This window comes from Shewanella sp. SM95 (assembly GCF_025653595.1).
Lineage (GTDB): Bacteria > Pseudomonadota > Gammaproteobacteria > Enterobacterales > Shewanellaceae > Shewanella > Shewanella oncorhynchi.
On the sequence record NZ_JAKKSE010000007.1, the window covers coordinates 78,700 to 104,902 of the forward strand.

19 protein-coding genes and 1 pseudogene are annotated in these 26,203 nt (G+C 44.2%); 11 read left to right on the plus strand and 9 right to left on the minus strand.

Translation table 11 applies throughout. The features are described from left to right. The first annotated feature begins 1 nt into the window (after nucleotide 1). The 3 genes from L5M29_RS10195 to L5M29_RS10205 all read left to right on the plus strand — a co-directional run bounded on the left by L5M29_RS10195 (nucleotide 2) and on the right by L5M29_RS10205 (nucleotide 4,052). Nucleotides 2-1,192 carry an ABC transporter permease gene (locus L5M29_RS10195; protein WP_219253730.1) on the plus strand — a complete coding sequence of 397 codons (1,191 nt, stop codon included), beginning with the start codon at nucleotides 2-4 and terminating at the stop codon, nucleotides 1,190-1,192. Nucleotides 1,193-1,414: 222 nt separating this feature from the next. Beyond that, nucleotides 1,415-2,302, plus strand: coding sequence for an ion transporter (locus tag L5M29_RS10200; RefSeq protein ID WP_263167697.1), 888 nt, complete (start codon nucleotides 1,415-1,417; stop codon nucleotides 2,300-2,302). Nucleotides 2,303-2,726: 424 nt separating this feature from the next. Then, entirely contained in the window at nucleotides 2,727-4,052 is a 1,326-nt protein-coding gene (locus tag L5M29_RS10205; protein WP_263167699.1) for an APC family permease, read from the plus strand. Nucleotides 4,053-4,213: 161 nt separating this feature from the next. Here L5M29_RS10205 and L5M29_RS10210 read toward each other — a convergent pair whose 3' ends face one another. Both L5M29_RS10210 and yjgA read right to left on the minus strand, forming a co-directional pair. Beyond that, entirely contained in the window at nucleotides 4,214-6,727 is a 2,514-nt protein-coding gene (locus L5M29_RS10210; RefSeq protein ID WP_263167702.1) for an Ig-like domain-containing protein, read from the minus strand. Between the two features lie 29 nt (nucleotides 6,728-6,756). Beyond that, a complete protein-coding gene (yjgA, locus tag L5M29_RS10215) occupies nucleotides 6,757-7,293 on the minus strand; it encodes a ribosome biogenesis factor YjgA (protein ID WP_105251298.1) in 537 nt (178 codons plus the stop codon). Between the two features lie 437 nt (nucleotides 7,294-7,730). Between yjgA and pmbA the strand changes: the two genes are divergently transcribed. Beyond that, nucleotides 7,731-9,074: a metalloprotease PmbA gene (pmbA, locus tag L5M29_RS10220; protein WP_105251299.1), complete on the plus strand. Its 1,344-nt coding sequence runs from the start codon at nucleotides 7,731-7,733 to the stop codon at nucleotides 9,072-9,074. 251 nt (nucleotides 9,075-9,325) lie between these two features. On the opposite strand, the gene L5M29_RS10225 is transcribed toward pmbA, so the two are convergent. After that, a complete protein-coding gene (locus L5M29_RS10225) occupies nucleotides 9,326-11,452 on the minus strand; it encodes a TonB-dependent receptor (RefSeq protein WP_263167704.1) in 2,127 nt (708 codons plus the stop codon). A 245-nt stretch (nucleotides 11,453-11,697) separates the two neighbouring features. Next, complete coding sequence (locus L5M29_RS10230; protein ID WP_317633248.1) at nucleotides 11,698-12,546, minus strand: substrate-binding periplasmic protein; 849 nt, start codon at nucleotides 12,544-12,546, stop codon at nucleotides 11,698-11,700. Nucleotides 12,547-12,812: 266 nt separating this feature from the next. Between L5M29_RS10230 and L5M29_RS10235 the strand changes: the two genes are divergently transcribed. Together L5M29_RS10235 and fumC are read left to right on the plus strand one after the other, a co-directional pair. Further along, entirely contained in the window at nucleotides 12,813-13,037 is a 225-nt protein-coding gene (locus tag L5M29_RS10235; RefSeq protein ID WP_131523432.1) for a ribosome alternative rescue factor ArfA, read from the plus strand. A gap of 208 nt (nucleotides 13,038-13,245) precedes the next feature. Continuing rightward, the gene (gene fumC / locus L5M29_RS10240; protein WP_263167706.1) at nucleotides 13,246-14,649 is read left to right on the plus strand and encodes a class II fumarate hydratase; all 1,404 of its coding nucleotides are present in this window, start codon (nucleotides 13,246-13,248) and stop codon (nucleotides 14,647-14,649) included. A gap of 210 nt (nucleotides 14,650-14,859) precedes the next feature. On the opposite strand, the gene rimO is transcribed toward fumC, so the two are convergent. After that, nucleotides 14,860-16,278 (minus strand): 30S ribosomal protein S12 methylthiotransferase RimO, encoded by a 1,419-nt coding sequence (gene rimO, locus L5M29_RS10245; RefSeq protein WP_198573078.1) that lies wholly within the window; start codon nucleotides 16,276-16,278, stop codon nucleotides 14,860-14,862. A 400-nt stretch (nucleotides 16,279-16,678) separates the two neighbouring features. On the opposite strand from rimO, the gene L5M29_RS10250 reads away from it, so the two are divergent. The 3 genes from L5M29_RS10250 to L5M29_RS10260 all read left to right on the plus strand — a co-directional run bounded on the left by L5M29_RS10250 (nucleotide 16,679) and on the right by L5M29_RS10260 (nucleotide 19,389). Continuing rightward, on the plus strand, nucleotides 16,679-17,395 hold the full coding sequence (locus L5M29_RS10250; protein WP_263167708.1) for an oxidative stress defense protein: 717 nt from the start codon (nucleotides 16,679-16,681) through the stop codon (nucleotides 17,393-17,395). A gap of 204 nt (nucleotides 17,396-17,599) precedes the next feature. Further along, the gene (locus L5M29_RS10255; RefSeq protein ID WP_263167710.1) at nucleotides 17,600-18,373 is read left to right on the plus strand and encodes an EAL domain-containing protein; all 774 of its coding nucleotides are present in this window, start codon (nucleotides 17,600-17,602) and stop codon (nucleotides 18,371-18,373) included. Between the two features lie 224 nt (nucleotides 18,374-18,597). After that, a complete protein-coding gene (locus L5M29_RS10260) occupies nucleotides 18,598-19,389 on the plus strand; it encodes a class I SAM-dependent DNA methyltransferase (RefSeq protein WP_263167712.1) in 792 nt (263 codons plus the stop codon). 49 nt (nucleotides 19,390-19,438) lie between these two features. Here L5M29_RS10260 and L5M29_RS10265 read toward each other — a convergent pair whose 3' ends face one another. The 3 genes from L5M29_RS10265 to L5M29_RS10275 all read right to left on the minus strand — a co-directional run bounded on the left by L5M29_RS10265 (nucleotide 19,439) and on the right by L5M29_RS10275 (nucleotide 22,250). After that, the gene (locus tag L5M29_RS10265) at nucleotides 19,439-20,296 is read right to left on the minus strand and encodes a hypothetical protein (protein WP_263167714.1); all 858 of its coding nucleotides are present in this window, start codon (nucleotides 20,294-20,296) and stop codon (nucleotides 19,439-19,441) included. Between the two features lie 79 nt (nucleotides 20,297-20,375). Beyond that, the gene (locus L5M29_RS10270; protein ID WP_263167716.1) at nucleotides 20,376-20,783 is read right to left on the minus strand and encodes a hypothetical protein; all 408 of its coding nucleotides are present in this window, start codon (nucleotides 20,781-20,783) and stop codon (nucleotides 20,376-20,378) included. 489 nt (nucleotides 20,784-21,272) lie between these two features. Further along, the gene (locus L5M29_RS10275; protein WP_263167718.1) at nucleotides 21,273-22,250 is read right to left on the minus strand and encodes a transposase; all 978 of its coding nucleotides are present in this window, start codon (nucleotides 22,248-22,250) and stop codon (nucleotides 21,273-21,275) included. 624 nt (nucleotides 22,251-22,874) lie between these two features. Between L5M29_RS10275 and L5M29_RS10280 the strand changes: the two genes are divergently transcribed. Together L5M29_RS10280 and L5M29_RS10285 are read left to right on the plus strand one after the other, a co-directional pair. Beyond that, complete coding sequence (locus L5M29_RS10280) at nucleotides 22,875-23,453, plus strand: porin family protein (protein ID WP_105251308.1); 579 nt, start codon at nucleotides 22,875-22,877, stop codon at nucleotides 23,451-23,453. A gap of 583 nt (nucleotides 23,454-24,036) precedes the next feature. Beyond that, nucleotides 24,037-24,912, plus strand: a complete 876-nt coding sequence (locus tag L5M29_RS10285) for a toxin-antitoxin system YwqK family antitoxin (protein WP_263167719.1) — start codon at nucleotides 24,037-24,039, stop codon at nucleotides 24,910-24,912. Between the two features lie 313 nt (nucleotides 24,913-25,225). Here the strand turns inward: L5M29_RS10285 and L5M29_RS10290 are convergent. After that, nucleotides 25,226-26,194 (minus strand): annotated as a pseudogene (locus L5M29_RS10290) (transposase). Between the last annotated feature and the right edge of the window lie 9 nt (nucleotides 26,195-26,203).

Here is a 26,203-nt window from a genome sequence, read left to right on the forward strand (position 1 = left end):
GATGAATTTATCCAATAGCGAACACGCAAACACACCACGTCAGCTCAGTCTGTGGCGACTGATCCTCACTGAGTTTAAGGCTATTATTAGCGATAAAGCGATCGCAGTGACCTTATTTGGCGGTGTACTGTTTTATTCGGTTTTGTATCCTTTGCCCTATCTGAATCAAGTGCCGACTGAGCAACAACTGATCGTGGTGGACTTAGATCATTCTTCCCTAAGCCGTCAATTGATCCGTCATGCCGATGCCAGCGCAAAAATTCAAGTCATAGGCCAAGTCGGTTCGATTACCGAGGCGAAGCGATTTATTGAGACGCGTAAGGCCCACGGCTTACTCGTGATCCCTGAAGGATTCCGCCGCGATTTATTGCTCGGTAAAGGTGTGACGCTAAGCTATGGCGGTGATGCTAGTTACTTTTTGATTTATTCCGCGGTTGTTGAAGGCTTAGTTAGCGCAGGAATGGATGCGGGTAAGCAAGTGCAATTGATTGGCATGCTTGCTCAAGGACAAAATCCTAAGCAGGCCCAAGAGAGTTTAAACTCGCTTCATCTTAACAGTGTGCCTGCCTTTAACCAGAGCCTAGGTTATACGCCCTATGTGGTACCTGGACTGTTCTTGCTGATTTTGCACCAAACCTTACTCATAGGTACTGGCATTTTAGGGGCTGGGCAATGGCGGCATAAAGGGTATTGGCAGCAGGTGTCACCGGTGCAATTAGTCTGTGGTCGTATTCTTGCTTTCATGTTGATTTATATCTTCTTTACCAGCTTTTATGTGGGCTATTGTTATCACTGGTATAACGTGAGTATTCAAGCGAGCCTTGGCTTAGTTGCGCTGTGGTTATTGCCGTTTTTACTGGCTACCGCCGCCGCAGGTGTTGCCATGAGCACCTTATTCACCCGCCGCGATTTACCCACCCAAGTGCTACTGCTGATCTCTATGCCTATTCTATTCGTGTCAGGTTTTGTGTGGCCGATAGCGCTGATCCCAGAGCCTTTAGTACTCGGCTCACAGTTTATTCCGGCCGTACCCGCGATTATGGGTATGCTAGAGCTCAATCAAATGGGCGCAAGTTGGGCGAGTGTGATGCCAAAATGGCTGCAACTCTGGGGCTTATTTGCGGTCTTTTTCGGCCTAGCGATGTTGGGGATTAAGCGAAGAACGAAGTTGTTGCTGATTGATACCCATTAGTTTTTAGCGATACCTTAGATTTATATTTATTGGCGAGTGTTAATCGTTTACTGAGGACGTTATGACGTTTTACCCACCCCCTCATAAAAGTTGCTGTTCATATTATCCAAATCTTGCTCAATCCACTGCATTTAACCCTGTTGTTATTTAACCCACCGTAAAAACTGGGCATCTGAAAGCGCACTCGCTACAATCGCCGCAATTGTGATTATAGGAGTCGACATGAGTACATCTTTACTTAACGCACCAACGGGTTTGCAGGCAAGAGTGATTAGCTTGGTTGAGCAAAACTGGTTTGGTCATTTTATTTTGACATTGATTTTAATCAACGCGGTGCAGTTAGGTATGGAGACCTCAGCCAGCCTGATGGCGCAATACGGTACTTTGTTGATGAGTCTTGATAAGGTGCTGCTGAGTGTATTTGTCGTGGAGTTATTGCTACGGATTTATGCCTACAGGGGGGAATTTTTTAAAGACCCTTGGAGTGTGTTCGATTTTACCGTGATAGTGATTGCACTGATCCCTGCATCTGGGCCTCTGGCTGTACTGCGTTCGCTACGGGTGTTGCGGGTGCTGAGAGTGTTAACAATTGTGCCATCAATGAAACGGGTCGTGTCAGCTCTGTTGGGTTCACTTCCAGGATTGGCATCGATCGCCACGGTATTACTGTTGATTTATTATGTGTTTGCGGTGATCGCCACCAAAATCTTTGGGGCTACGTTTCCGGAATGGTTTGGCACCATTGCTGATTCGTTTTATACCCTATTTCAAATAATGACGCTTGAAAGCTGGTCTATGGGAATTTCGCGGCCAGTGATGGAAGTTTACCCTTATGCTTGGGTATTTTTCGTGCCATTTATTCTGGTGGCTACTTTCACTATGCTAAATTTGTTTATTGCGATTATCGTCAATACCATGCAAACCTTCAGTGACGAAGAGCATGCATTAGAGCGTGAGCAGGACAAACAAGTCTTGGAGCAGGAACAAAGACAAATGCACGAGGAGTTGAAAGCCATCAGACTCGAGCTACAACAATTACAAACCTTGCTGCGCAGTGCTGCTGGTGATTCTTCTAATGTATCGACAAAGGGAGATCTTGGTTCTGATTAAAGCAGATTGAGGATCGTGAGCTGATATCAAGTCTTGTACTTGGATTCTGTCGTTTTTCACTAAGCCATCACAGATTGCGGATCACTTAATATTTTTATTGGGTTGTCTTCTTATTGGTTTTGGGGGAGAATGCGCGCCGAAAAAATAACCGAGATACTCAGTATCTCGGTTATTTTTTATTTATGACGTATGTGTTTTAAAACAATTGAGGCCGGTAAACATCCGGAAATGATATGAGGTTCAGTTGAACCTATTTTACTGAGGAAAGACCAATGGGGCTGTTGTGTACCGGATTGTCGGTAGTTGTTGTAAATCAAGTTGTTGCGTTAGCCATTAAACCGAGAGTGCAGACGGTTAGCCGCAAGCAAAAACTAATTGCAGATGCGTGCTTAGGTGTTCAACCCTGTACAATGGGGGTGTGCTGATGAGCCAACAAAATCCGGGTTTGAAGCAGACCCTCAACTTATGGCAAGTGGTGGTGATGGGGCTTGCCTATCTCACGCCTATGGCCGTTTTTGACACCTTTGGTATTGTTTCCGAGATCACCTCTGGCCATGTGGCTACGTCTTATCTATTCGCATTGGCGGGGATTTTATTTACCGCGTTTAGTTACGGTCATTTGGTACGTAAATATCCCTATGCGGGTTCAGCCTACACTTATGCTCAAAAAACCTTTAGCCCGAATGTTGGTTTTATGGTGGGTTGGTCATCGCTGCTGGACTATATGTTTATGCCAATGATCAATATGTTGCTCGCAAAAATCTATTTAACCGCCATGTTTCCCAGCGTCGAACCTTGGATCTTTATTTTCGCTCTTGTGACCATAATGACCTTGCTTAATCTTAAGGGGATTGATCTCGTCGCGAACTTTAATGGGGTGATAGTGTTTGCACAGATCGCCATTATTGTGGTGTTCATTGGTCTAATGGCCTATAGCATTTCCCTCGGTGAAGGCGAAGGTGTCGTCGCGAGTGTGCGACCATTTTATGCCGATAATATGGCGATGGCGCCATTATTCACAGGGGCGACGATTCTGTGTTTCTCCTTCCTCGGCTTTGACGGGTTAAGTTCACTGACTGAAGAAACTAAAGATGCTCAACGTGTTATTCCTCGCGCGATTGTGTTGACGGCTTTGCTCGGTGGCGTGATTTTTGTTGGCGTGTCTTATTTTTTGCAGCTCTATTTTCCCGATATTTCCCGCTTTCAACAGCTTGATGCGGTATTGCCTGAAATTGCACTCTATGTGGGTGGTAATCTATTCCAGTCCATCGTATTAGTCGCGACCACTGTTGCTGTATTGGCATCCGGTATGGCTGCCCATGCTGGGGTTGCACGGATTTTATATGTGATGGGGCGGGATAATATGTTGCCACGTAAAGGGTTTGCTTATATCCATCCTAGATGGCGAACCCCTGCATTTAATGTCTTGTTGGTGGGTGCGCTTGCGCTGTCTGCCGTTTCATTTGATTTGGAAATGGCGCTAGCCTTAGTGAATTTTGGCGCTTTAGTCGCTTTTACCTTCGTAAACTTATCCGTGATTGTGCAGTTTTACCTAAGGGATCGACGTAATAAATCTTTTAGAGACCACTTACAATACTTAGTCTTGCCATTGTGTGGCGCCGGCACTATTGGCGTGCTTTGGGTGAACTTAGAGCCACAATCACTAGAGTTAGGGCTTATATGGGCGGCTGTGGGAGCGGTGTATTTGGCTTTACGGAGTTTCCGTTTACGCCGCGCAGTAGAGCTATAAAATTAAGAGTTATAAAATTAGTGAGAGTCATGGCTCATAGATGCACAGCTATAACTAAAGATGTGTAGTAGATCTAAGGGCTGTGGGTTGTCATCCTCTAATAAAATATTCCAATAAAAAGACCCGCATTCGCGGGTCTTTTGTTATCTATCAGTTCGTTATTATTGCAGCAACACATTGAACTTAAGCAAGGTTTCAACGCCACTTGGTGTATTCACAGTTAGTACCACTTGGCTGCTAGCGGTTTCAGTATTCTTGAGGAAAAAGTCCGTCAAGCCTGCATTTGCACTATTTGTTTTAGGGACAGTATAGGTCGTTGATAGCAATTCCCCTTTATCCGCATCGATATTAAGCGTTGTACTAGAGGGCATAATTTGATCGACACTGTCGTAGAACTTTACGGTAAATTCGGATGTTTTCCCTGCAGGAATTGCCGTTAAAGACTCAAGATTGTTGAGAGTATTTTGACCTAGGCGATCTTCATATACTTTGACACCATCTTGCCATAGGGAGAAATAGGCTTTTGAGCCAGACATTATCATCACAACTGCTTTACGAACATAAGTCTTATTCGCTTGTCCTGTCCCGCAGAGTGCGCCTTGACATTGAGGGCCGTTAAACTTGCCATCTGCACCTTTATAGGTGTCGCTAGCGAGGTTATCGAAATAGCGTTCACCACTATCATAGGCGAAGTTTTCGTTATCATCGCGAAAGGCTGTCGGCAAATCGCTAAAGCCTGAGTTGTGGAAGGTTTCTACATCTAAGCCGTTACCACTGCAAGCCACAGGAACGCCATTTATCAAGCAAGCTTTTGCAATGGCGCTACCATCGGCCGAATCAAATTGGTTGTTACCATTGGTGTCGAAAAAGGTTTCGTGACCTAAAGCGTAGGCTAATACTGTTATGCGATGGTCTTGAGGTCTTGGATCGCTTGATGTCCAAGTCACACTGCAGGCCCCATTTTGGGTTAAGCAGCTTGGCTCTATTTGGCCGCCTTCACTGGTAAAGTTAACTGTTGTGTCATTTGGCGCAGGGTTGCCAAAACTGTCAGACAGTCTTGCTGTCACTGTGACTTTCTCACCATCAATATTACCCGCTTCAGGGTTGGCATTACTCGTCGCTAAACTAAATCCAAGCTGTTGCGGTAGACCAGTATTCACGGTTAACTGTTCAGATTGGCTAGTGATGACTTCTTTAGTATCAGTATCAACAGCAGTGGCGACCACGCGCACAGGCGTGGGTACTGTGCCGGATAATACGCGCACACTGGCGATACCTTGGGAGTTTGTCAGGCTTTGCGCATTCGCAGTGCCATTGGCAAAACTTAAACCATCCACAACCGTATCTAAGGTAAAGCTGACATTCTGTTGCGCTGCGGGTTGGCCATTGGCGCTGGTGACTTTGAAGCTGACTAAAGAGGATTCGCTTGAACCTGTGCCGCCCGCACCTTTGATGCGAATTTGTGCAGGCTCTGCCGACTCAAAACTTAAGCTGGCAAGCGTTTGACGTTGCAGAGTAAATGGGAAATTCGCCGTTAACGTCTGATTACCAGCCACGGTTGTGGCGATGATTTGGTCGCTACGTTCACTGTTGCCACTGCAACTAGTGTCTTGGAAGGTCGAGCTCGCATTACCCGATAAAGTCGTAACTGGGGTATCGAGTGTGGCGCTATTGTTTGTGGTGCAATCTGAGCTAAAGCTGATGGAAGAGGGTGTTTGTACTCGCGTAACCGTGCCGTCATTGGTCTCTAATACTAAACTTGCACTTACACCAAAACTACCGCCTGCGCTGATTTTATATTTGCCATTGGCATCGGCCGTTAAGGTGCTCGCCAATTGACCTTCGGTAAAGACAGCACCATTGAATGAGCCGAGTTTCAGCGTGCCTTCTTGATTGACGGCATCTTTACTCAACACTTCATACAAACTGCTGGTTTGCAGCAATTTACCTTGATAGTCCACTGTTACTGTGAGGGAGTTTGCCCCTAATTCAGTTGCGCTTGGCGTATAGGGTATCTGCGCAATACCTTGAGTGTTGGTCAGTGCACTGGCAGGATTGAGCGCCGCTGAACCTGCAGTAAAGGTGACTTTAGCGCCTTCGATACCTTTGCTTTCGCTATCGAGCAATATGGCTTGTAATTGCACCGACTCATCGACTTTAAAGTGAGTGACTAAGGCTGAGCTGTTTAAAATACTGGTGCTGAGTTTAGGTGTTGCAATGGTGTTACCATTACCTGAACCAACGAACTCGTAGTTACGGCTTGCAGTTAATGCGTCTGCATCAGATGGCGTATAGCTCGCCGTTACGGTACCAGCTTCTGCTGTTAATGCTGGGTTAGAAACGATGACTTCAGCAACGCCATCTGCATTGGTGAGTTTTGTTGCTGGCGCAACAGTACCTAAGGTCGCAGCGAAGCTAATCAGTTGGCCGCTAAGTTTACTCGAACCCTTTTTTAAGGTAGCGACGGCACAAAAACTCGTATCGGAGGCAAAGCTTAAATTGGTGGTTGCATCGGCGCACTTGCCGTTAACTACAGTTTTATAGCCCAGCGTTAAGCTGTAGCTGTCTGTTGTTCCGTCAGTGTCGGTGCCATCAGCGGCGCCATTACAACCACTGAGCGCTAATGCGCCCAGTAATGCCCAAGAAAATACCGATAACGTTTTGCTAAGTCGCATAAGCAACATCCTTGTGGGGCTGAAGTTAATTAGTCTTGGATTTCGCTGCGTAGATATTTAAACAGCTCTTTAGATGATTTTGATTCTGGGCCTTTGGCCAGTTCTTTGGTGGCTTGACGCACCAAAGTACGCAGTTTTTGTCTGTCTAATTGCGGATAATGCTCGACGACAGTTTGAATCTCATCATCACCTTGGGTGAGTAAGCGTTCACGCATTTTTTCGAACATTTGTAACTTAGCGGTCTCGTTGTTGTTTTTATTCAACACGATAGCGAGTGAAGCCTTGATTGGCTCAATATCAAAATTACGCATCAATTTGCCGATATACTGCATGTGGCGACGATACGCCTCAGTATTGACCTTGATTTTGCGTGTTTGCAGGATAGCGTCGTACAAAAACTCATCCAGCTCGATTTTATCTAGCTGAGTCTTGCTCAGTGAAACAAGCTCCATACCGACTTTTTGCACGGCTTCGCTATCACGCTTGTCCGTTGTTTTGCTGCTGACATAATCTTCATCTATGTCGTAGGGCTGTTTAAAATGTTCTGAATCACCAACAATCTTCATATAGATAAAACCTCAAGTAAATAACTGGCTAATAATAACATCTCCAGCCAAAAATCGCCTAGGTGAATGTGTTTATACCCAAGCTACCTGAAGATACGAGTTTCAGAGCGCATAGGGTGCTTCAATTCAAGGCGCAGCAATGACAGAATGTCGGCTACCTTTTGAATTGATGCAACACGGAAGTGGAGTGCCCTAGGCGCTCCGTCCCGGCGGGTTTTAACGCACTTTATGCTGTGTTGGTTATTTTTAACTTAGCCCGCTAGGCCTGCAAATAACCGCCTTGCCTAAAGTGCGTTAAACTCCCGCTGAATCCTGCATCTTCAGGTTGTTTGGGTATAGGATACGCTCTCAAGCCTAAGTCAGCCGCGAATAATTAATGTGAATGGGATTTGTGTTTGTTATGCTACGGCAATTGCCGACAACGAAAGAGTAGCTTTGTGTCTTTGAACAGAATCGATAGTGAATTGGGCGCGCTGAAAGATGCGGTGGCCGTGGCGCTGGAATATGCCAACAAATTAGGAACGAACGCTGCCGAAGTGGCGATCAGTAAACAACAAGGTTTGTCGGTTTCTACCCGTTTAAAAGAAGTTGAAACCGTTGAATTTAATAAAGATGGTGCCTTAGGAATTACGGTTTACCGCGATGGTTGCAAGGGCAGTTCATCGACGTCGGATTTAAGTCCAGAGGCCATCGCCTTAGCGGTGAAAGCGGCCGACGATATCGCCCGTTATACTTCTCCCGATCCATTCAGTGGTCTTGCCGATAAAGCCTTGATGGCAAATCAGATCCGCGATCTTCAACTGTATTATCCACAAGATATTTCCCCCGATGAGTTAGCGCAACTGGCGATCCGCGCCGAAACTGCGGCGCTCGATGCCGATCCACGTATCAATAATTCCGACGGCGCCAGTGCCAATGCTCACACTGCGGTTAAAGTGTATGGCAATAGCCACGGTTTCTTAAACGGTTATTGCAGCTCGCGTTATAGCTTGAGTTGCAGCGTGATCGGTGAAGATAGTGAAGGCAATATGCAACGGGATTACGATTACACTATCGCCCGTAAATTCAGCGAGATGCTTGCACCTGAAACGGTAGGTTTAAAGACCGCAGAGAAGACAGTAAGTCGCCTTGGTGCGCGCAAGATCGCGACGACGCGTTTACCCATTTTATTAGCGCCAGATATCGCCACAGGGTTAATCGGCCACTTTATCGGTGCTATCAGCGGTGGCAGTTTATACCGTAAATCCAGTTTCTTATTGGATTCGATCAACACCCAAATCTTCCCCGATTGGTTTAATATCGAAGAGCAGCCGCATTTACTGGGCGCATTGGCAAGCGCGAACTACGACAGTGAAGGCGTGGCGACCCAAGACAGACGCATTATTGACCGCGGCATGTTAGAAACCTATTTGCTGACCAGCTACTCGGCGCGCAAGTTAGGCTTAACCAACACGGGCCATGCGGGCGGTATTTATAACTGGACGCTCGGCCACACAGGCCAAACCTTCGACGAATTGGTGAAAGACATGGGCACAGGTTTGATTGTGACCGAAGTCATGGGCCAAGGCGTGAACATGGTAACGGGCGATTATTCCCGTGGTGCGGCGGGTTTCTACGTTGAAAACGGTGAGATCCAATATCCAGTGGAAGAGATCACTATCGCGGGTAACTTGAAAGAGATGTTCCGTGGCGTGCAAGCCGTGAGTAAGGATTTTGATTTGCGCTCATCGATTCGTACCGGCGGTATCTTGTTATCTGAAATGAAGATTGCGGGTAACTAATCCATAGTGTCACTCGTTCAGTCGTGCTGCATAGTGCGCTTAAGTCGTCTCAGTGCTTTAGTGCCTGTGCTTTAGTGTTAGTGGCATGAATGTGGTTTGAGCATAAAAAAGGGCAAGCGATTAATCACTTAATCTGCTTGCCCTTTTTGTTTAACGTTCGGATTAGATCTGTTCGACCTAAAAAGCCGTGCCGTTAAAAACCATGTGGTTAAAAACTATGTTGTTAAAAATAATACCTTTAAAATCGGTCATTAAAATGCGTAGCTTGCGCTGAGTTCGAACGAGCGACCTGCACCGGCAATCTGGTTAAAGCCATTGGTATTATCGGCCTTAAATTCAGCCACACTCACGCCGCCCAGTGGCAGCTCATAGTAGCTGTCGAACAGGTTATTCACGGCGAAGGTGACAGTCAGATCCTGCCATTTCATACTGCTGTTCAAATTGAGCAAGGAGTAACTGTCGGTTTCATTTTCAAGGCGGCGGTCATCTACGCGATCTTTGGTCGCAACCCATTGCCATGAAAGACTGTTTTCCCACTGACCTAACTGATGTTGCAGTGCCAGCTCAGTTTGCAACGGCTTGATTTGATATAAAGGTTCATCACCTTCATCTCGCTCGCCACGGGTTACATTCACTTTGCCTAACACTTGCCATTTACCTGTGCTGGTTTCGGCAAACTGATAGAGCGCATTAAAACGTGCGCCATAGAGATTGGCATCTAAGTTAGTGAATTGGAGAATATTGCGTTTGCCATCAGGCGAACTGGTGCGATTGAAGCTACCAATGACTTCGGCATCGACATAGTCAGTCACAGCTGTGTACCAAGCTGTGGTCGAAACTTGCCAGCTATCATCGTTATATTTGTAGGCTGCGCTCAGGGTATGGGCGGTTTCTGGTTTAAGATCCGGATTACCCACATAACCATTACCATCACCATACCAACCTATCATAGTGGTCGCCATAGTGCCGCGGCCCCAGCTGTAACGTTCGTATAGATTCGGAGCACGATTCTTGCGGGCTAAACCAAACTCAAGTTGTTGATTGGTAGATAATTGATAGCGCGCCAGCAAGGTGGCATCGATCAGATTATCATCACGTTTTCTGTCCATCGCATTAAAGGCTTTTGCCGCTTCTGCGTCGACATTGGGCATGCCCATCATAGGCATGTTGCTATAGGCTTGGACTTCACCGGTATTGGTGGTGACATACTCAAAGCGAACGCCCGCCGATAACCACCAGCTTTGACTTAAATCTTGCTGCCATTCGCCATAAACGGCAGCGCGGCGGCGTTCACCATCGTTGATGTTGATGTAGTCATTGGGCGCCATCATAGTGTCAGGCACCGCAGGCCAAACATCGTCGAGCTGGTAGCTATAGTATTCTTGGCCGACCAGTAAGGTGCTGTCATCACCCATTGGCAAACGCCAGTGCAGTTGATAGCCGTAGTCATCACCTTCAGTGTTCATTGGCATCTTGCCGGTTTTTTCTGGAGTGAAAAAGCCCATCTCGTGTTTCACGCCGTGCCAGTTTACTTGGGCACTGAATTCACCGTCATCGTCGAGTTTGAGTTGATAACGGGCGAGGGCACCGTAACTCTTGTTATCCGTCATATCCATATATTGGTTAGCAAAACCTTGGAATGGGATATTTTGGTGGGTCAATTTTATGGCAACTTCTTGAGTCTCATCGCGCCATGCGGCGGTCAGAGCATGGTTTTGTGCGCGGTACAGGGTATCGATGACTTTATCGCCATTGCCATCTTTATAGCTGTTGGCATCTTCATAGGCGCCTTGGTAGCTAAGGCTGACATTTTTGCTTGCGACAGTGGCGTTGGTGCCGAGTAATAAAGTGTCACTCACACTGCGATATCCAGTTGAAATATCGCCACTATTCCACTTGATAGCCTCGCTTTCACCAAATTTAGGGTTAAGGCTGCTAACCTTAATCACGCCCGCAATATTGTCGCCACCGGCACTGACTGGCGATACGCCCGCGATAACTTCGGCTGTGGTGATTTGATTGGCGGAGATATATGACAGTGGTGGATTCATTTGGTTGGCACAGGACGCGGTAATGTCTGCGCCATCAACCAGCACTTTGATGCGATCGCCCATCATGCCATTGAGGATAGGTAGGGCCGATACGCCGCCCGCTTCGGAGAAATCGACTCCTTGCCCTTTCAGTAGATTTTCAGCCGAGCCTAAGGCGTTACGGTTTTCGGTCTGTTGGCCATGTACCTCTAAGCGTTCAATATTGGCTAATTCGCTGTCGTCAGCCATGGCCTGTGGCGCTAGCGATAAGCCCATGGCGATTGCGAGGGATGAGGAAATTACTGAAGTTTTAAACGGGTGAGATAAATACGCAGAATTTGCAGCCATCTTATTGTCTTCCATTCACTTGGATTAATTGCGCTGCATTATAAAGAGCATCTCAGTGTGGCAGGTGCGGCATATTGTCGCAGAGGGTAACAAAGCGAGTTAAAACATCAGAATATGGCTTGATCAGAAGACAAGTTTTCCACTTTTTAATCAGTTAGGCATGATTCTCTTCGCTCTTTATTGGTACCTCAATTGATAAGAGGTCCAATAGAACTCTGCGTTAGCGGTACTTTTTGTGATTTAAGCTAGCCAAAATACTTGCTATACAAGCGCTGAGTTTCACCTTGGGAATCCATGGCGGCTAGTGCTTTGGCAAATTCAAAGACTTTAGAATCTGGTGTTAACACTGTGGGACTGTTATCAGGGCTGATGGGGATATCGGCGCGATAGTTGGGGTTGTGTCTACCGCGGTAGTGGCGGCTTTTTTTCGAGAAACCGAGATACATTTCCTGCGGTAATTCGCTGTAGTAATAGTGGAGTTTAAACTGGCTTTGGTCGCGATTTTTAAGGTAATAATGCAAAGTGGTTTGATCATAAATAAAAAAGTCCCCTTGGTTTGAAAGTAAATAATCCAAGGCTTTAGGGACGGTTAGCTCAGGCGGTTTGCGTACCTTGATTTTGTCGGGTAAGCCGCCAAAGTCATAACTGCCGGGGGCGATTAAGAGGGTCATCTCATAATGGGCTAACTGTTCAATGGAGCGAATATCGGCGGCGCCAGCACGGCTAATGCCAATCGCACGTTGTGAAAGTCCATTGGGGATAAAATGCGTGTATTGAGCCCGCTCTTCGGTGAAATTAAGGCCGGGATAAAAATCGATATTGCCGAGTTTGAGATCCCGCAGAATACGTAATTTAGGTGCGCGCACCACATTGAGTTTGCAGCCAATCTTGTCCGCCGCCGCTTGGTAGAGTTCGTGATAAAATCCCGTGTTATTGGACTCGTCTCCGATAAAGGGTAAGCGTTCGCTGGTGCGATACCCCATAGTCATCACGCAGGAGTCTGAACTGGAAAAAGCACTGGCAAGCGGGGCTTGAAGTGTTATCAGTAAGAGCAGTGCGCCGAGCCAAGGTTGAGCGACTAACACGGATGCCAAATTGATCTCCTTATCTGTCGATTACAAAGTGTAACCTGAGTGCCAATAAAGGTTATGGCAAAATCCACTCACTAAACCTATTAATAAAATCTTATTGATTATTAAGCTAATATATTATTTTTATTTAAATAATCTATCATACTTTCCTACTAGTCAAAGTCATTTTTTATGTTGGAGTGCACAAACTCTGTACATCTGATTTGATTGCGTTATAGTTTGCGCTGTTAGGCTATGGGCTTAACTTTCATTAAGCAGTGAGGCATAAAATGACTAAGCAAAAACCGCAAAATATGCCCTTAGAACACGAAAGTGGTCGAGGCACCATTACCGACAACGCACTAAAAGCGTTAGTGACGAGTCCCTTGTTTAGGACCCGCACCGAGAAAGCGAAAAAGGGCAAAGGGTCATACGACCGTAAAGCACAAAACCGAAAGGGGCATCAGCACAAGGGCGATGCCCCTTTTGACTTTCTAGGTCTGCGCTTTTGTTAATCTGCTTTTTACTGTTTTAGTTCGCTGCTTTAGTCTGCTGTGTTAGTGCCTCGTTAATCCTGCCAATTCATGCTCCTCCACCTGCCTTTACGCCAATCTTTACGCTTAAATCAGCCTTATTATTGATACTCCTTGTTGGAGGTTAATTGTACTTTCGCCCTGAGCGAGTATGGTGAACGCTTAGAGCGTTTTAGCGAAGGAGATGCACATGGCACAGCAATATCGAGTTGAACACGACACTATGGGTGAGGTGAAAGTCCCCGCCGATTGTTATTGGGGCGCACAAACCGAGCGTTCGCTGCAGCACTTTCGTATTGGTGCTGAGGCATCTATGCCTGTCGAAGTGATCCACGCTTTTGGCTATTTAAAGAAAGCCGCCGCCATTACCAATCAACAACTTGGCACTTTGACTCAAGCTAAAGCTCAACTGATTGCCCAAGTGTGCGATGAGCTGATTGCAGGCGAACTCGATGCGCAATTTCCTTTAGTGATTTGGCAAACGGGTTCGGGCACGCAAACCAATATGAACGTCAATGAGGTGATTGCCTATCGTGGCCATGTGCTCTCAGGTGGGCAACTTATCGATGCGGTTAAATGCTTGCACCCCAATGATGATGTTAACCGCTCGCAATCCTCCAACGATACTTTTCCCACCGCCATGCACATTGCCGCCTATCGCCAAGCGGTTGAGCTCGTTTTGCCCTGCATGAGGTTATTGCAGCAGAGCTTACAGAAGAAGGCCGAGGAGTTTGCGCAAATCGTTAAAATCGGTCGCACACATTTTATGGATGCAACACCGTTAACGTTAGGCCAAGAGTTTTCGGGTTATGCCGCGCACTTAAGTCATGCCATCGAAGGCATTGAGCACAGTCTTAAGCGTGTGGCCGAGTTAGCCTTAGGTGCGACCGCCGTCGGCACTGGGCTGAATACACACAAGGATTACGCCGTTAAGGTGGCGGACAATATCGCAAAACTCACGGGCTTGCCCTTTGTGACGGCGCCGAATAAGTTTGCTGCCCTTGCTGCCCACGATGAATTAGTCTCCCTGTCGGCGGCCTATAAAGTGGCGGCGGTTAGTTTAATGAAGATCGCAAATGATATTAGGATGTTAGGTTCTGGCCCGCGCTGTGGCATTGGTGAGTTATTACTGCCTGAAAATGAACCCGGTTCGTCGATCATGCCGGGAAAAGTGAACCCAACTCAGGTCGAGGCTATGACTATGGTGTGCGCGCAAATCATGGGTAATGATGTCGCCGTTGGGATTGGCGGCAGCAATGGTCAGTTTGAGCTCAATGTGTTTAAGCCGATGATTATCGCCAATGTGCTGCAATCTGGGCGCTTATTGGGGGATGCTTGCCAATCGTTTCGCGATCATTGCGTGGTCGGCATAGTGGCGAACGAGCCACAAATCGCGCTGCATGTGGAAAATTCACTCATGTTAGTGACGGCGCTGAATCAACATATCGGTTATGAAAAGGCCGCTAAGATAGCCAAAAAAGCCCATAGCGAGCATAAGACACTGCGCCAAGCGGCATTAGAACTTGAGTTTGTGACGGCAGAAGAATTCGAGCTTTGGGTTGATGCCAATAAGATGTTGGGGCCCGATGCTTAATGCTTAATTCATAACGTCTCATTCTAGCTGCTGATAAATCAGCGAAATTGAGGCTGGCAATGAATCAATATCGCGGGCCAAGACAGTGTGAAGAAACAGTGGAGTAAGGATGCTGAAGCATTCGCAGTGTTAATGCTTACGAAATGATAAAAACAAAAAGCGAACCAGAGGTTCGCTTTTGAGTCATAGCCTGTCCTGTATCAGAACGGCTTAGTCTTGGGTGTCAGCGTCTACCACTTCAGCCCACAGATCGTGTTCATCTGAATGGGTGATGCGGGCACGAACCAACATACCGGGCTCAAGTTCAGTTTCACCATTGATAAACACCATGCCGTCGATTTCTGGTGCATCGGCGAAGCTGCGGCCAATAGCGCCTTCTTCGTCTACATCATCAATCAGAATATCTAAAGTACGGCCAACGAAACGGGCTAAACGCTCGGCGCTGATCTCGGCTTGGAGTTCCATAAATCTGTGGTATCTGTCTTCTTTCACTTCTTCGCTGATAAGCTCAGCGATGGTGTTGGCGACAGCGCCATCGACTTCAGAATACTTAAAGCAACCTACGCGATCAAGACGTGCTTCTTTTAAGAAATCGAGCAGGATTTGGAAATCCTCTTCGGTTTCACCAGGGAAGCCGACGATGAAGGTCGAGCGGATCACTAGATCTGGACAAATTTCACGCCAGCGTTGAATCGCTTCTAACTGACGGTCAACACGGCCTGGACGCTTCATCATCTTGAGGATGCGCGGGCTAGCATGCTGCATTGGAATATCCAAATACGGCAGGATTAAACCTTCCGCCATTAGCGGGATCAAATCGTCAACCCATGGGTAGGGATAGATGTAATGCAGACGCACCCAAGCGCCCATTTTACCCAGTTGGCGCGCTAGGCTAGTAATGTCTTGCTTGACTGGCATACCGTTCCAAAAATCGGTACGACCGCCTTTGTCTTTGCCGTAGGCCGAGGTGTCTTGGCTGACGACTAGAATTTCTTGTACGCCTGATTCCACTAAACGCTTAGCTTCATCTAAGATGCTGCCCGCTGGGCGGCTGTCGAGATCGCCACGTAGCGAAGGAATAATGCAGAAAGTACAACGGTTGTCGCAACCTTCTGAAATCTTTAAATAAGCGTAATGCTTAGGCGTTAACTTAACCCCAGTTTGTGGGATTAATGAGGTGAAAGGGTTGTGCTCTGGCTTAGGCACATACTTGTGAACATGCTTCAACACCGCTTCGTAGCTGTGTGGGCCAGTGATTTCTAACACATCTGGGTGCACTTCGCGGATTTGGTTTTCTTTGGCGCCAAGGCAGCCAGTGACGATCACTTTGCCGTTTTCTTCTAAGGCTTCACGCACAGCATCTAGAGACTCTTCCACCGCAGCATCGATAAAGCCGCAGGTATTGACGATAACTAAGTCGGCATTGTCGTAGCTGTTAGTGACTTCGTAGCCGTCGATGCGTAACTGAGTCAGAATACGCTCTGAATCCACGAGGTTTTTTGGGCAGCCCAAAGACACGAAACCGATGCGATTCCCAGTGGTAACAGCATTAGTGCTTGCTGCTTCTAATGTTTTGACTGGGATATCAAGCGTGGTCGTTTGCTTGGGTTTAAAAGTTTCAACTGTCATGGTTTCTCGCTGAGGTATAAGCCGCCTTAAAAAAGTTGGCGGATTATACCTGAAGTGATTAAAAGGTACAGTAGCTTTGGCTGAAAAGTGTACAACTGGGGCGCTGAATATGCCAGTTAACCCTATGACCTATTCTGGGTGTGGATATAGGCATGTCTGCCAAAGATCCGCAGTTGATCCCATCGAGATAAAAAGATCTAAAAATTTTTCAGAAAAATTAACCCCTTTTAAATTTTCGCCCGTTTGTAGAGTCACTATCTGAGGTTCTAGGTTCTAGGTTCTAGGTTCTAGGTTCTAGGTTCTAGGTTCTAGGGCCGTTACATATTGACACTGGTTTTTGCCCCTTTAGCTGATAGCTTAAGTTGGCAATGATATTAAGATTTCATTTTTGGAGTAAGTTATGAAAAATTCTCTTTTAGCGGTATTGGTTGCGGCGGGTCTCTTTTCTAGCGCATTGATGGTGCCCCAAGCGCTCGCGGCCGAGGTGGATTTCCCGCATATCGAAACTATGGGGGTGAGCCAAATTCAAGTCGAACCCGATATGGCGGATTTGAATGTAGAAGTGGCCGTGACCGAAAAAACCGCTAAAGCCGCGAAAGATAATTCCGATGCCGCCGTCGCTAAGTTTATCGCCCGCTTAACGGCTGCGGGTGTGGCTAAGGATCAAATCCAGAGCGCCAATTTAAATCTGCAACCGCAATACACCTATGTGCAGGATAAGGCCCCGGAACTCACGGGCTATACCGCTAGCCGCCAAATTACCGTGACGGTTAAGGATCTGGCTCGATTAAATACCATTTTAGATTCGGCCCTCGAAGAGGGGATGAATCGGGTAAACAATATCGCCCTTAAGTCGAGCAAAGAGGCTGAATATATCGCCAAGGCCCGTCAGGCTGCGATAGCGGATGCCAAGCAAAAAGCTGAATCTCTGGCCCAGGGCTTTGGGGAAAATCTCGGTAAGATCTGGCAGATCCGCTACTACGATCAACGCCCTGTGCAACCTGTCATGTTGCGTATGAACGCCAAAGCCGATTATGCGGGCGCCGTTGCCGAGAGCTATCAATACGGCCAAGTGAGCATAGAGGATAGAGTTGAAGTGGTTTATAAACTGAAGTAAATCAATCAGAAGCATGTGTTGATGGGTGAGCGCTTATTAGGGTTCATCCATTGATATTTTTATGCCGCTTGCAATCCTTTTATTATTGGAAATAGCAATCTTCACACTTATGTGATTGAACTTATCAGGATGGTGGACAGTAAAAACTGGCAAAGTTAAGCATTTATCCTCACACTAGTAAGGTTAATGTTTAGGAGGCCGTTTATGGATTTTCCCGCTCGAATAAAGCAGCAAACTTGTATGGATTGTTTAAGTGGTAAGTCATTAGGATTTGAAATTCGAATGGCATTTCAACCTATTATCCATTGGCCAAGTCGTCAGATTAGCGGTTATGAAGCCCTCGTCAGGGGCCCTGAAGGTGAAGGTGCTGCATGGGTGTTTGAGCGGATTAATGAAAATAATAAATACTATTTTGATCAGGCTTGCCGGGTTAAAGCGATAGAAACCGCTTCAAAGCTGGGACTCGATAAGATGCTCAGTATCAACTTTTTACCTAATGCCGTATATAACCCCGAAACCTGTATCCGCGCGACGATTGAAGCCGCTGACATCTATGGATTTGATATCCGTAAAATCATGTTCGAAGTGACCGAGGGCGAGCAAATTGTTGATAGGGCTAAATTAGTCCGTATCTTTGAGAGCTATGCCAAACGTGGCTTTATCACGGCTATTGATGATTTTGGCAGTGGCTTTGCCGATTTAAGTTGGCTAGATGCCCTGCGCCCTCAAGTATTAAAACTCGATATGACCTTAATCCGTGATATCGATCTAGATAACGAGAAACAGCTGGCGGTGGCTGAAATACTGCGCATTTGTCGAGAATTTAATACAAGAGTCTTGGCCGAAGGCATTGAGACTGAAGCTGAACTCCATTATCTCGCTGGAATAGGGATTGAGTATTTTCAGGGTTATTACTTTGCCAAACCTAGGCTTGAACATTTAACTACCTATGAAGAGTTGAGTTTTTGTGTGCTATAGCCGAGATGGTTCGACGTATTGCACTATCTGGCTATTCTTTTGTTTTGTGTTTCTCATCGAATTGGAAATTGCTGCTTTTGTCCTTGCGGGGTTAGCACCTCTAGCTGTGGCGCCCCTGTGGGAAATGGCAGTTTCACTGCCTTGTGGCAATTGTTTGTTTCTGATATCGGCTAACTGAGATATCATGCGCCACCCTTAATTGCCCATGCCACCTATTCGCAGCTATGTCTTCCAACGCGCTTTATACCGATCTCTCCGGCTATTACGATTTAATGTGCTCCGATATCAACTATCAACAACAGAGTGCGAGTATCCATAGATTGCATCAATTTTTGGGTAATAATGGCAAACAGCACCTCGATTTAGCCTGTGGTACTGGCCCCCATGTGCGGCATTTTATCGACCTTGGTTATCAGTGTAGTGGCTTAGATATCAATCAGCCTATGCTCGATATGGCCATGCGCCGCTGCCCTGAGGCTCAGTTTGTACTGCAGGATATGACGGCCTTTTATGTAGAGCAGCCCGTTGATTTAATTACCTGTTTTTTATATTCCATCCATTACAGTGCGGGCATCGAACGCCTTAAAAGCTGCATTGCGAGTGTGCACCGTGCCCTTAATGAGGGTGGATTGTTTTGCTTTAATACGGTCGATAAACACAGGATCGATAACACCGCTTCGATTAAGCATTTTGCCGAGTTTGATGGGCATCACTTCGCCTTCGAATCTGGCTGGCATTACAGTGGACAGGGGGAAAAACAGTCGCTAAATCTCAGTATTGAGAAGAGTAAGCAGCCCTTCAGTCGGCTCACTGATTTAGCGCTTTATGCCGAAGATAGCCTGCGCCAAACCGAGTTATGGCAAGACCAACATGCCATGGTTGCGACTAGCTTTACTGAGCTACAGGCATTATTAGCGCCCTATTTTGATGTGCATGTTTTTGAACACGATTATGAACGAATCGTCCCGTGGGATTTAGCCTCCGGCAATGCGCTATTTGTCTGCGTGAAGATTTGACCAAAAGGGGAAGCGCTTCTTCCCCTTTTTATTATGTATGATTTTTAATTCATACATTGCATTTTAAATAGTCTGTCAAAGTTGATTTCCATAACTTTTCATTATGTTCAGTATTTAATTGTTGTTTGTGTTGCCCATGTTTAAGCATATAGTCAGGTTGATAGGTAGGCATTCCCTTATCCATAAGGTAAGAGCAAGCTTTTAATTTATTTTCCGAATCGATAAACTGAGCTAAGTGTTGCTCAAAATTTTGCTGTTCCAAAGGACTTAATGTCCAGATAGAATCTTTCATCACAATATTAACGATTCCATGGGCAGTCTTATCGCTGACTCTTAATGTATCGAAATAAGCATATGCACTCGCAGAATAATAGTTATATATCGCTAAGTCATATTGTTGTTTATCAACACATGATTTTAGTGAGTGATATAAAACCACCGGAGTCATTTCATTTGATATAGCGTCAGCATTTAGGCAAGAGATGGTACTTTTGGGGCTTGCATATTCGGGAACTATGACTTTATCTTCATGTTTAACTTCACTTGGAGTGCAAGACGGAATGGGGCGTTCATTTAATACTCTAATTTCCCAATCGCTTGATATGCTCGTTCTATGTTGTGCTGAAATTTCATATCGCATGCATTCCTGTGCGACCAAAGGGTAAACCTTTGACTCTGAGCCTTTACCTCTACTCGGGCCGGTTGTTATTACATGTACCGAATGATACCCAGGTTTGATGTTTTTCTGGCGAATATTAGACTCGAAAGAACCATCAATCGCAACTATTTCAACATCATAGTTATTAGTGTCAGAAGCTAAGCTTTGGCTACCATCAACGATGGCATATGGTGTAGATTTACAACCAGCTAGAAATAACAGAGCGATAATATAGTATTTTCTAATCATAAATTTCTAATTATGTATTAAATTGAGTTGATATTTCTGACTATTATTTAAAAATAATAGTCAGTTGTTTTTTAAAATCTCAATTGTTTTTTAATAGCTCATCTTTGGGCGCTATTTTTGCTGTGCCGTAAAATTTTACTGGCACTCTATTTTTATTTGAAGGTGATGGTGTAAAACTTTGTTTTGGCATTGAGTCAATTTTGGCTTGTGTCATAAAACCTTCAGGTGTTGAACTAATTAAAGTCCTTTCAACTTCTTGGCCATTTGAGTCAATAACAGTCATAACAGTCCACTCCCCTTTACCTTGAGGTAACCATGTAGGACGTTTTTTCAACATTTTTATATTGCTACTATGAATCCAATACTGATTTAACTCATCTGGTTTAATTTCTATAACTTCTGAAGTGAACTCGGGTACTATCTCGGGAGCTGTAGCTTGGCAGCCAAATAGACTAATGGTTAATAGGATAAAGCTAACTCTTTTCATTTTATTCTTCCATGTATAAGTAACATTAAACTGTTTTTAAGTCCTATCTTGAAAAGCGAGTGGCCACACCTCAAACCATAAAAGCCGTAGACCACAGGTGAAGTAGTTTTCCACTATTCGTTGTTTTTGTAAATGAAATGTTGGTATCAATTTGGCTGGAGTGAATGGCGCTATCCCCATTTTTTAGAGGCTAAATTTAACTATAAATCAGGCCACCCATAACGATAAATCAGGCCACCCATAACTATAAATCAGGCTGGATAAATCAGGCCACCCATTATAAAACAAGAACATTAGGCACTTTCGGTTAGTATTGAAGTGACTAAAAGTCACTTAAATACTAAAAAGCGAGCGAGGTATGGCTTCAAAGGATGATGACTGACTCAATTAACCTATTTGGCTGAAAAACGAAGATTTTTAGTAAAAAAATCCCAACCCATTGTCTTGTTGGCGGTCTTGAAAGGAACGGTCAATGAAACAGGCTTGAAATCAGCCAGCGTTGAGGTGCTGACAGCATTTAGCAAAGTGCCGTCGTCGTTTTTCTAAGTGTTCGCAGTAATCAGTCAGTTCTTGCAGCGTACCGACTGGGCCATGAAATAGCTTACCAAACTCGGTGGTAAGTTTAAGCCAATTGTCTTGGGATATATTTAACCTAGTCAGTAACTTGGTACTATTTTCACTGATGGCACCACGCTTGTCGTTGCGGATGAGCTGTCCTGTATCATCAACTAACTCCAGATAATCCTTGAGCTCAAACGCGATTCCATTGGGTTGGTTATCACGTTCATTGCCAATAAAAGGCAGTAGATTGTTGGGCTGTTCACCTTTCAATGCCGCCCGAATACGCAGTTGAATACTGGTATGGTCGGATTGTTCCAGCGTACCAGCCATTTTGGCTCTGATAGGATTCAAATCAACATAGGTCATACAGGCTAAAACGGCGGCTTCATCAAGTAGAGCCTGTGACTTAAAGCGACCTTCCCAAAAACGACCTGTACAGTTATCTTCTTGATTTGCTTGTCTTGCTATCGGCTCGTTTAAGCAACGCATGAACCAACTGATATCACATAAACGGCTACGATATATCGCTATGGAATGTTTTAATCTGTTGACCTCATAGGCCTCAACCAACTCGCCTTTAGCAAATTTTTGTGTTAATTCATCGCCTTTAAATAGCTTATGCCATTGCTCAAGCACCTCTCTGTCGCTCCAGCGGTTTGCTGTCTCTACATCAATGCGTAAAACCACATGTAGATGATTGGACATCACCGCAAAGGCCGCCACATCTATGGCAAAAACGGCTTCGAGTTCAAACAGTAGCGACTCTACCCAAGCGCGGCGATGGTCATAGTTTTTACCTGAGTAATCATCATCGCCACACAAAAAAGCACGTCGAACGACACGACTGCAACAGTGATAAAAAGGGGTGTCTTCAAGACTAATTTGAGTTCTGCGAGGGCGCGGCATACCAACCTCCTTGTTTAATGCTTAACCAAAGCATAGTCGGAGGTTAACTACCTCGCCATTAACGATGGATGTCCATTTAGTATCCGCATTTAGTATCCGCCATTAACGATGGATGTCCATTTAGTACTTAATTTTTCATCAAGAGTCGACCAAAAGGGGAAAGTACCAGTTTCCCTTTTGGATATTCCTTGCCAAATAACGTCCATGTTTAACAATCAGTTCGTCATCCATAACTCTTGTTTATAACGCTGCCGCACAGTATTCCCGTTAAAGCTTGCTTTAATAAACTTGCTTTAATAAGTAAGTCGCACAATATAAATGATAATGGAATTAATTAAATGTAATGATTTTGTATGTTTATTTTGTTGCCTATGAAATAGTTACAATTTCATAGGCAATAAATACATTAAGACAGAATTAGCACGGCTTTAGTGTAAGTATGAAAAAAGTTTCATGTGTTTTATAAAAATAGTTAACTTGAATTTAAAATATTAAAATAAATCTATACTGTTGATAAGTAAGGTTATTGTTTTCATTATGTATTGATCTGAGTGTGGTTTTGCGAGGTTGGCATTATTTTTGTAATGTCCTTAGTGTATTTAAATAATTAACTAGGAGTACTTTATGAAAAATCCCATTCTTACTTTAGCTGCCATTATTTCTTTAGCCTCTTTTAGTGCATATTCTCATGCTGATAACATGAGCAACAGTGATGCCGCAGAAAACGGTATCTATGTCGGCGCTAACTACGGTTATTTAAAAGTCGATGGCGATGATGATTTTGATGATAATAGTGATGTAATGCAGGGCCTTGTTGGTTATAAGTTTAATAAATACCTCGCTCTTGAAGGTAGTTACATTAACTTTGGTGATTATGGTAATGGTTTAGCAAATGCCGAAACCGATGGTTATACGGCAGCCCTTAAAGTCATGCTTCCCATTGCAGACCGAGTTGAGCTATATGCTAAAGGTGGTCAGTTATGGTATTCGACAGATTATGACGTCGTCGGATTTTCTGGCAATGACGATGGCGAAGGTGTATTTGCGGGTGCTGGTGTGGCATTTAAAGTCACAGATCGATTTTTAATTAATGCTGAGTACACTTGGTATGATGCAGATATTAATGTAGATAGCGTCGCCAATGGCGGAAAAACCGATACAGACTTTAATCAAGCCAGTATCGGTGTTGAATATCGCTTCTAATTAGTAATCTCATCAACAATTCATAATTATTAAGGCGTGATACTTTAAGTGTCACGCCTTTTTTACTTTTTCTTGATGGTAGATGTTATTGGATTTAATAAGAAGTATTGGCAGCCATTTATAAACAACAATATAATTCACTTTCCATTTTTTGCCTACAATCTGTTATGGCGAAAATTGCTTGAACGAGTACCATTAAAAATGATGGGACGATATATGGTATAAAAGTCAAACTAATTCATTAAAAAAGGCGTTTTTAAACATGCAAACCCCACCGATTTTAGGCATGGGAGGATTGCCTATCGTCATTAGGACGATGACAATCAGTACATTTATATCGAAAGCGCTGTTCTAAAAGAATAAAAACCTGGTATCGTCTTACTATGGTAAAATACAGATAATTCATGGTGATAGTCTCTTACATCTATGGTTAACATAAGTATGCTTTTGAGTAAGCTATGGTTAAAAATAGAACTGATAGATTGAGATTTGCACTCTTGGGCGTTAATCTTGCCTCTATTCTTCGATTAGATTGTCGCACTTCGGAGTTGAATTTGAGTTATCTTAATTATGGTATAGTAAAATGAGTAAAAAAATATTTACAGGAAAAGTAACAGGTCATTATAAAAATGGTCAACTAAGGATTGAGGAAAATTATGAAGATGGAAAGTTAAATGGTATTCGTAATAGTTATTATGAAAACGGTCAGTTAGAAAAAGAAGAAAATTATAAATATGGAACGTTAGATGGTATTTGTAATAGTTATTATAAAGACGGTCAGTTAGAAAAAGAGGGAACTTATAGAAAAGGCAATAGAGAAGGCATTTATAAGCATTATTGGTCTAATGGAAAACTAATGGAGGAAAAGTTTTATGTAAATGGGAAAGAAGAGGGTATTTGTAAAAGCTATTATAGAAACGGTCAGTTAGAGTCGGAATTGACTTATGAAAATGGGACTTTAGAAGGTGTTTGGAAATATTATAATGAAAATGGTCAAGTAACAGTACAAATTTTTAAAAATGGGAAAGAAGACGGTTTTTATCGAACTTATCATTGTAATGGTGAACTAGAGAATGAAGCATTGTATATAAATGGAAAATTAGAAGGTGTTTGGAGGTGTTATAATGAAAATGGTAGATTAACAGTGGAAAAAACCTATGTTAATGGTATTAGAAATGGTCTGTTTAAATATTATAATGAATACGGTAAATTAGAGGCGGAAGGCGTTTATAAAAATGATCAATTAGATGGTCTTTATAAAGCCTATGATGAGGAAGGAATATTGCAAGCTGAGGAATATTATAAAAATGGAGAGCGAGAGGGGCTTTTTAAGAGTTATCATAAAAATGGTATAATAGAAGTAGAAGGAACTTATGAAAATGGTAAGAAAGAAGGTATTTGGAAAAGCTATAATGAAGATAGTCATTTAATTCAAGAAACGACTTATAATAATGATTAGTTAGATGGAATCTTTAAAAAAATTGCAGCAATTGACAATTAGTGTTGGAAGAAATAAATCTTGTCCTCCATTTGTAGCGAAGATATAAATCAGGCCACCCAATATAAAACAAGAAAATAATGTACTTTCAGTTAGCATCCAAGTGACTAAAAGTCACTTAGCGGCTAAATAGCTTGCGAGGTATTGCTCCAGAGGATGAGGACTAACTCAATTAGCCTATTTTGCTGAAAAACTTAGATTTTTAGTAAAAAATACCTAAGCCATTCTCTTGTTGGCTGTTGTGAAAGGCATGGTTAATGATGCAGGATTGAAATCAGCCAGCGTTGAGGTGCTGACAGCATTTGGCAAAGTGCCGTCGTCGCTTTTCTAAGTGTTCGCAGTAATCAGTCAGTTCTTGCAAGGTTCCCACAGGGCCATGAAATAGCTTACCAAACTCGGTGGTAAGCTTAAGCCAATTGTCATGGTGGATATTTAATCTTGTCAGTAACTTGGCGCTATTTTCAGTGATTGCACCTAGTTTATCATTTCGAATAATTCGATCGGTATCATCCACCAATTGAAGGTAATCTATTAATGAAAACGTAATGCCAATGGGTTGGTTATCGCGTTCATTGCCGATAAAAGGCAATAGATTTTTGGGCTGCTCATCTTTCAATGCCGCCTGAATTCGAAGCTGAATACTGGCATGAGCTGATCGCTCCAGTGTATCGGCCATTTGGGCTCTGATGGGATTCAAATCCACATAAGTCATACAGGCTAAAACGGCAGCTTCATCAAGTAGAGCTTGATTCTCTATAAAAGAAATAGGTAAATCGACCTTCCCAAAAACGCCCAGTACAGTTATCTTCTTGATTTGCTTGTCTTGCTATCGGCTCGTTTAAGCAACGCATGAACCAACTGATATCACATAAGCGGTGCGATAAATGGCGATTGAATGCCTTAATCTGTTGACCTCGTCCGCTTCAACCAACCCACCTTTGGCGAATTTTTGCGTTAATTCATCGCCTTTAAATAGCTTATGCCATTGCTCAAGCACCTCCCTGTCGCTCCTGCGGTTTGCTGTCTCTACATCAATGCGTAAAACCACATGTAGATGATTGGACATCACCGCAAAGGCCGCCACATCTATTGCAAAAACGGCTTCGAGTTCAAACAATAGCGATTCTACCCAAGCGCGGCGATGGTCATGGTTTTTACCTGAGTAACGATCATCGCCACACAAAAAAGCACGTCGAACGACACGACTGCAACAGTGATAAAAAGGGGTGTCTTCAAGACTAATCTGAGTTCT

What these genes read in the sequence shown, in the direction of transcription:
- L5M29_RS10195 (WP_219253730.1), top strand. Translation starts at nt 2, where the DNA reads ATGAATTTATCCAATAGCGAACACGCAAACACACCACGTCAGCTCAGT.
- L5M29_RS10200 (WP_263167697.1), top strand. Translation starts at nt 1,415, where the DNA reads ATGAGTACATCTTTACTTAACGCACCAACGGGTTTGCAGGCAAGAGTG.
- L5M29_RS10205 (WP_263167699.1), top strand. Translation starts at nt 2,727, where the DNA reads ATGAGCCAACAAAATCCGGGTTTGAAGCAGACCCTCAACTTATGGCAA.
- L5M29_RS10210 (WP_263167702.1), bottom strand. Translation starts at nt 6,727, where the DNA reads ATGCGACTTAGCAAAACGTTATCGGTATTTTCTTGGGCATTACTGGGC.
- yjgA (WP_105251298.1), bottom strand. Translation starts at nt 7,293, where the DNA reads ATGAAGATTGTTGGTGATTCAGAACATTTTAAACAGCCCTACGACATA.
- L5M29_RS10225 (WP_263167704.1), bottom strand. Translation starts at nt 11,452, where the DNA reads ATGGCTGCAAATTCTGCGTATTTATCTCACCCGTTTAAAACTTCAGTA.
- L5M29_RS10235 (WP_131523432.1), top strand. Translation starts at nt 12,813, where the DNA reads ATGACTAAGCAAAAACCGCAAAATATGCCCTTAGAACACGAAAGTGGT.
- fumC (WP_263167706.1), top strand. Translation starts at nt 13,246, where the DNA reads ATGGCACAGCAATATCGAGTTGAACACGACACTATGGGTGAGGTGAAA.
- rimO (WP_198573078.1), bottom strand. Translation starts at nt 16,278, where the DNA reads ATGACAGTTGAAACTTTTAAACCCAAGCAAACGACCACGCTTGATATC.
- L5M29_RS10250 (WP_263167708.1), top strand. Translation starts at nt 16,679, where the DNA reads ATGAAAAATTCTCTTTTAGCGGTATTGGTTGCGGCGGGTCTCTTTTCT.
- L5M29_RS10255 (WP_263167710.1), top strand. Translation starts at nt 17,600, where the DNA reads ATGGATTTTCCCGCTCGAATAAAGCAGCAAACTTGTATGGATTGTTTA.
- L5M29_RS10260 (WP_263167712.1), top strand. Translation starts at nt 18,598, where the DNA reads ATGTCTTCCAACGCGCTTTATACCGATCTCTCCGGCTATTACGATTTA.
- L5M29_RS10265 (WP_263167714.1), bottom strand. Translation starts at nt 20,296, where the DNA reads ATGATTAGAAAATACTATATTATCGCTCTGTTATTTCTAGCTGGTTGT.
- L5M29_RS10270 (WP_263167716.1), bottom strand. Translation starts at nt 20,783, where the DNA reads ATGAAAAGAGTTAGCTTTATCCTATTAACCATTAGTCTATTTGGCTGC.
- L5M29_RS10275 (WP_263167718.1), bottom strand. Translation starts at nt 22,250, where the DNA reads ATGCCGCGCCCTCGCAGAACTCAAATTAGTCTTGAAGACACCCCTTTT.
- L5M29_RS10280 (WP_105251308.1), top strand. Translation starts at nt 22,875, where the DNA reads ATGAAAAATCCCATTCTTACTTTAGCTGCCATTATTTCTTTAGCCTCT.
- L5M29_RS10285 (WP_263167719.1), top strand. Translation starts at nt 24,037, where the DNA reads ATGAGTAAAAAAATATTTACAGGAAAAGTAACAGGTCATTATAAAAAT.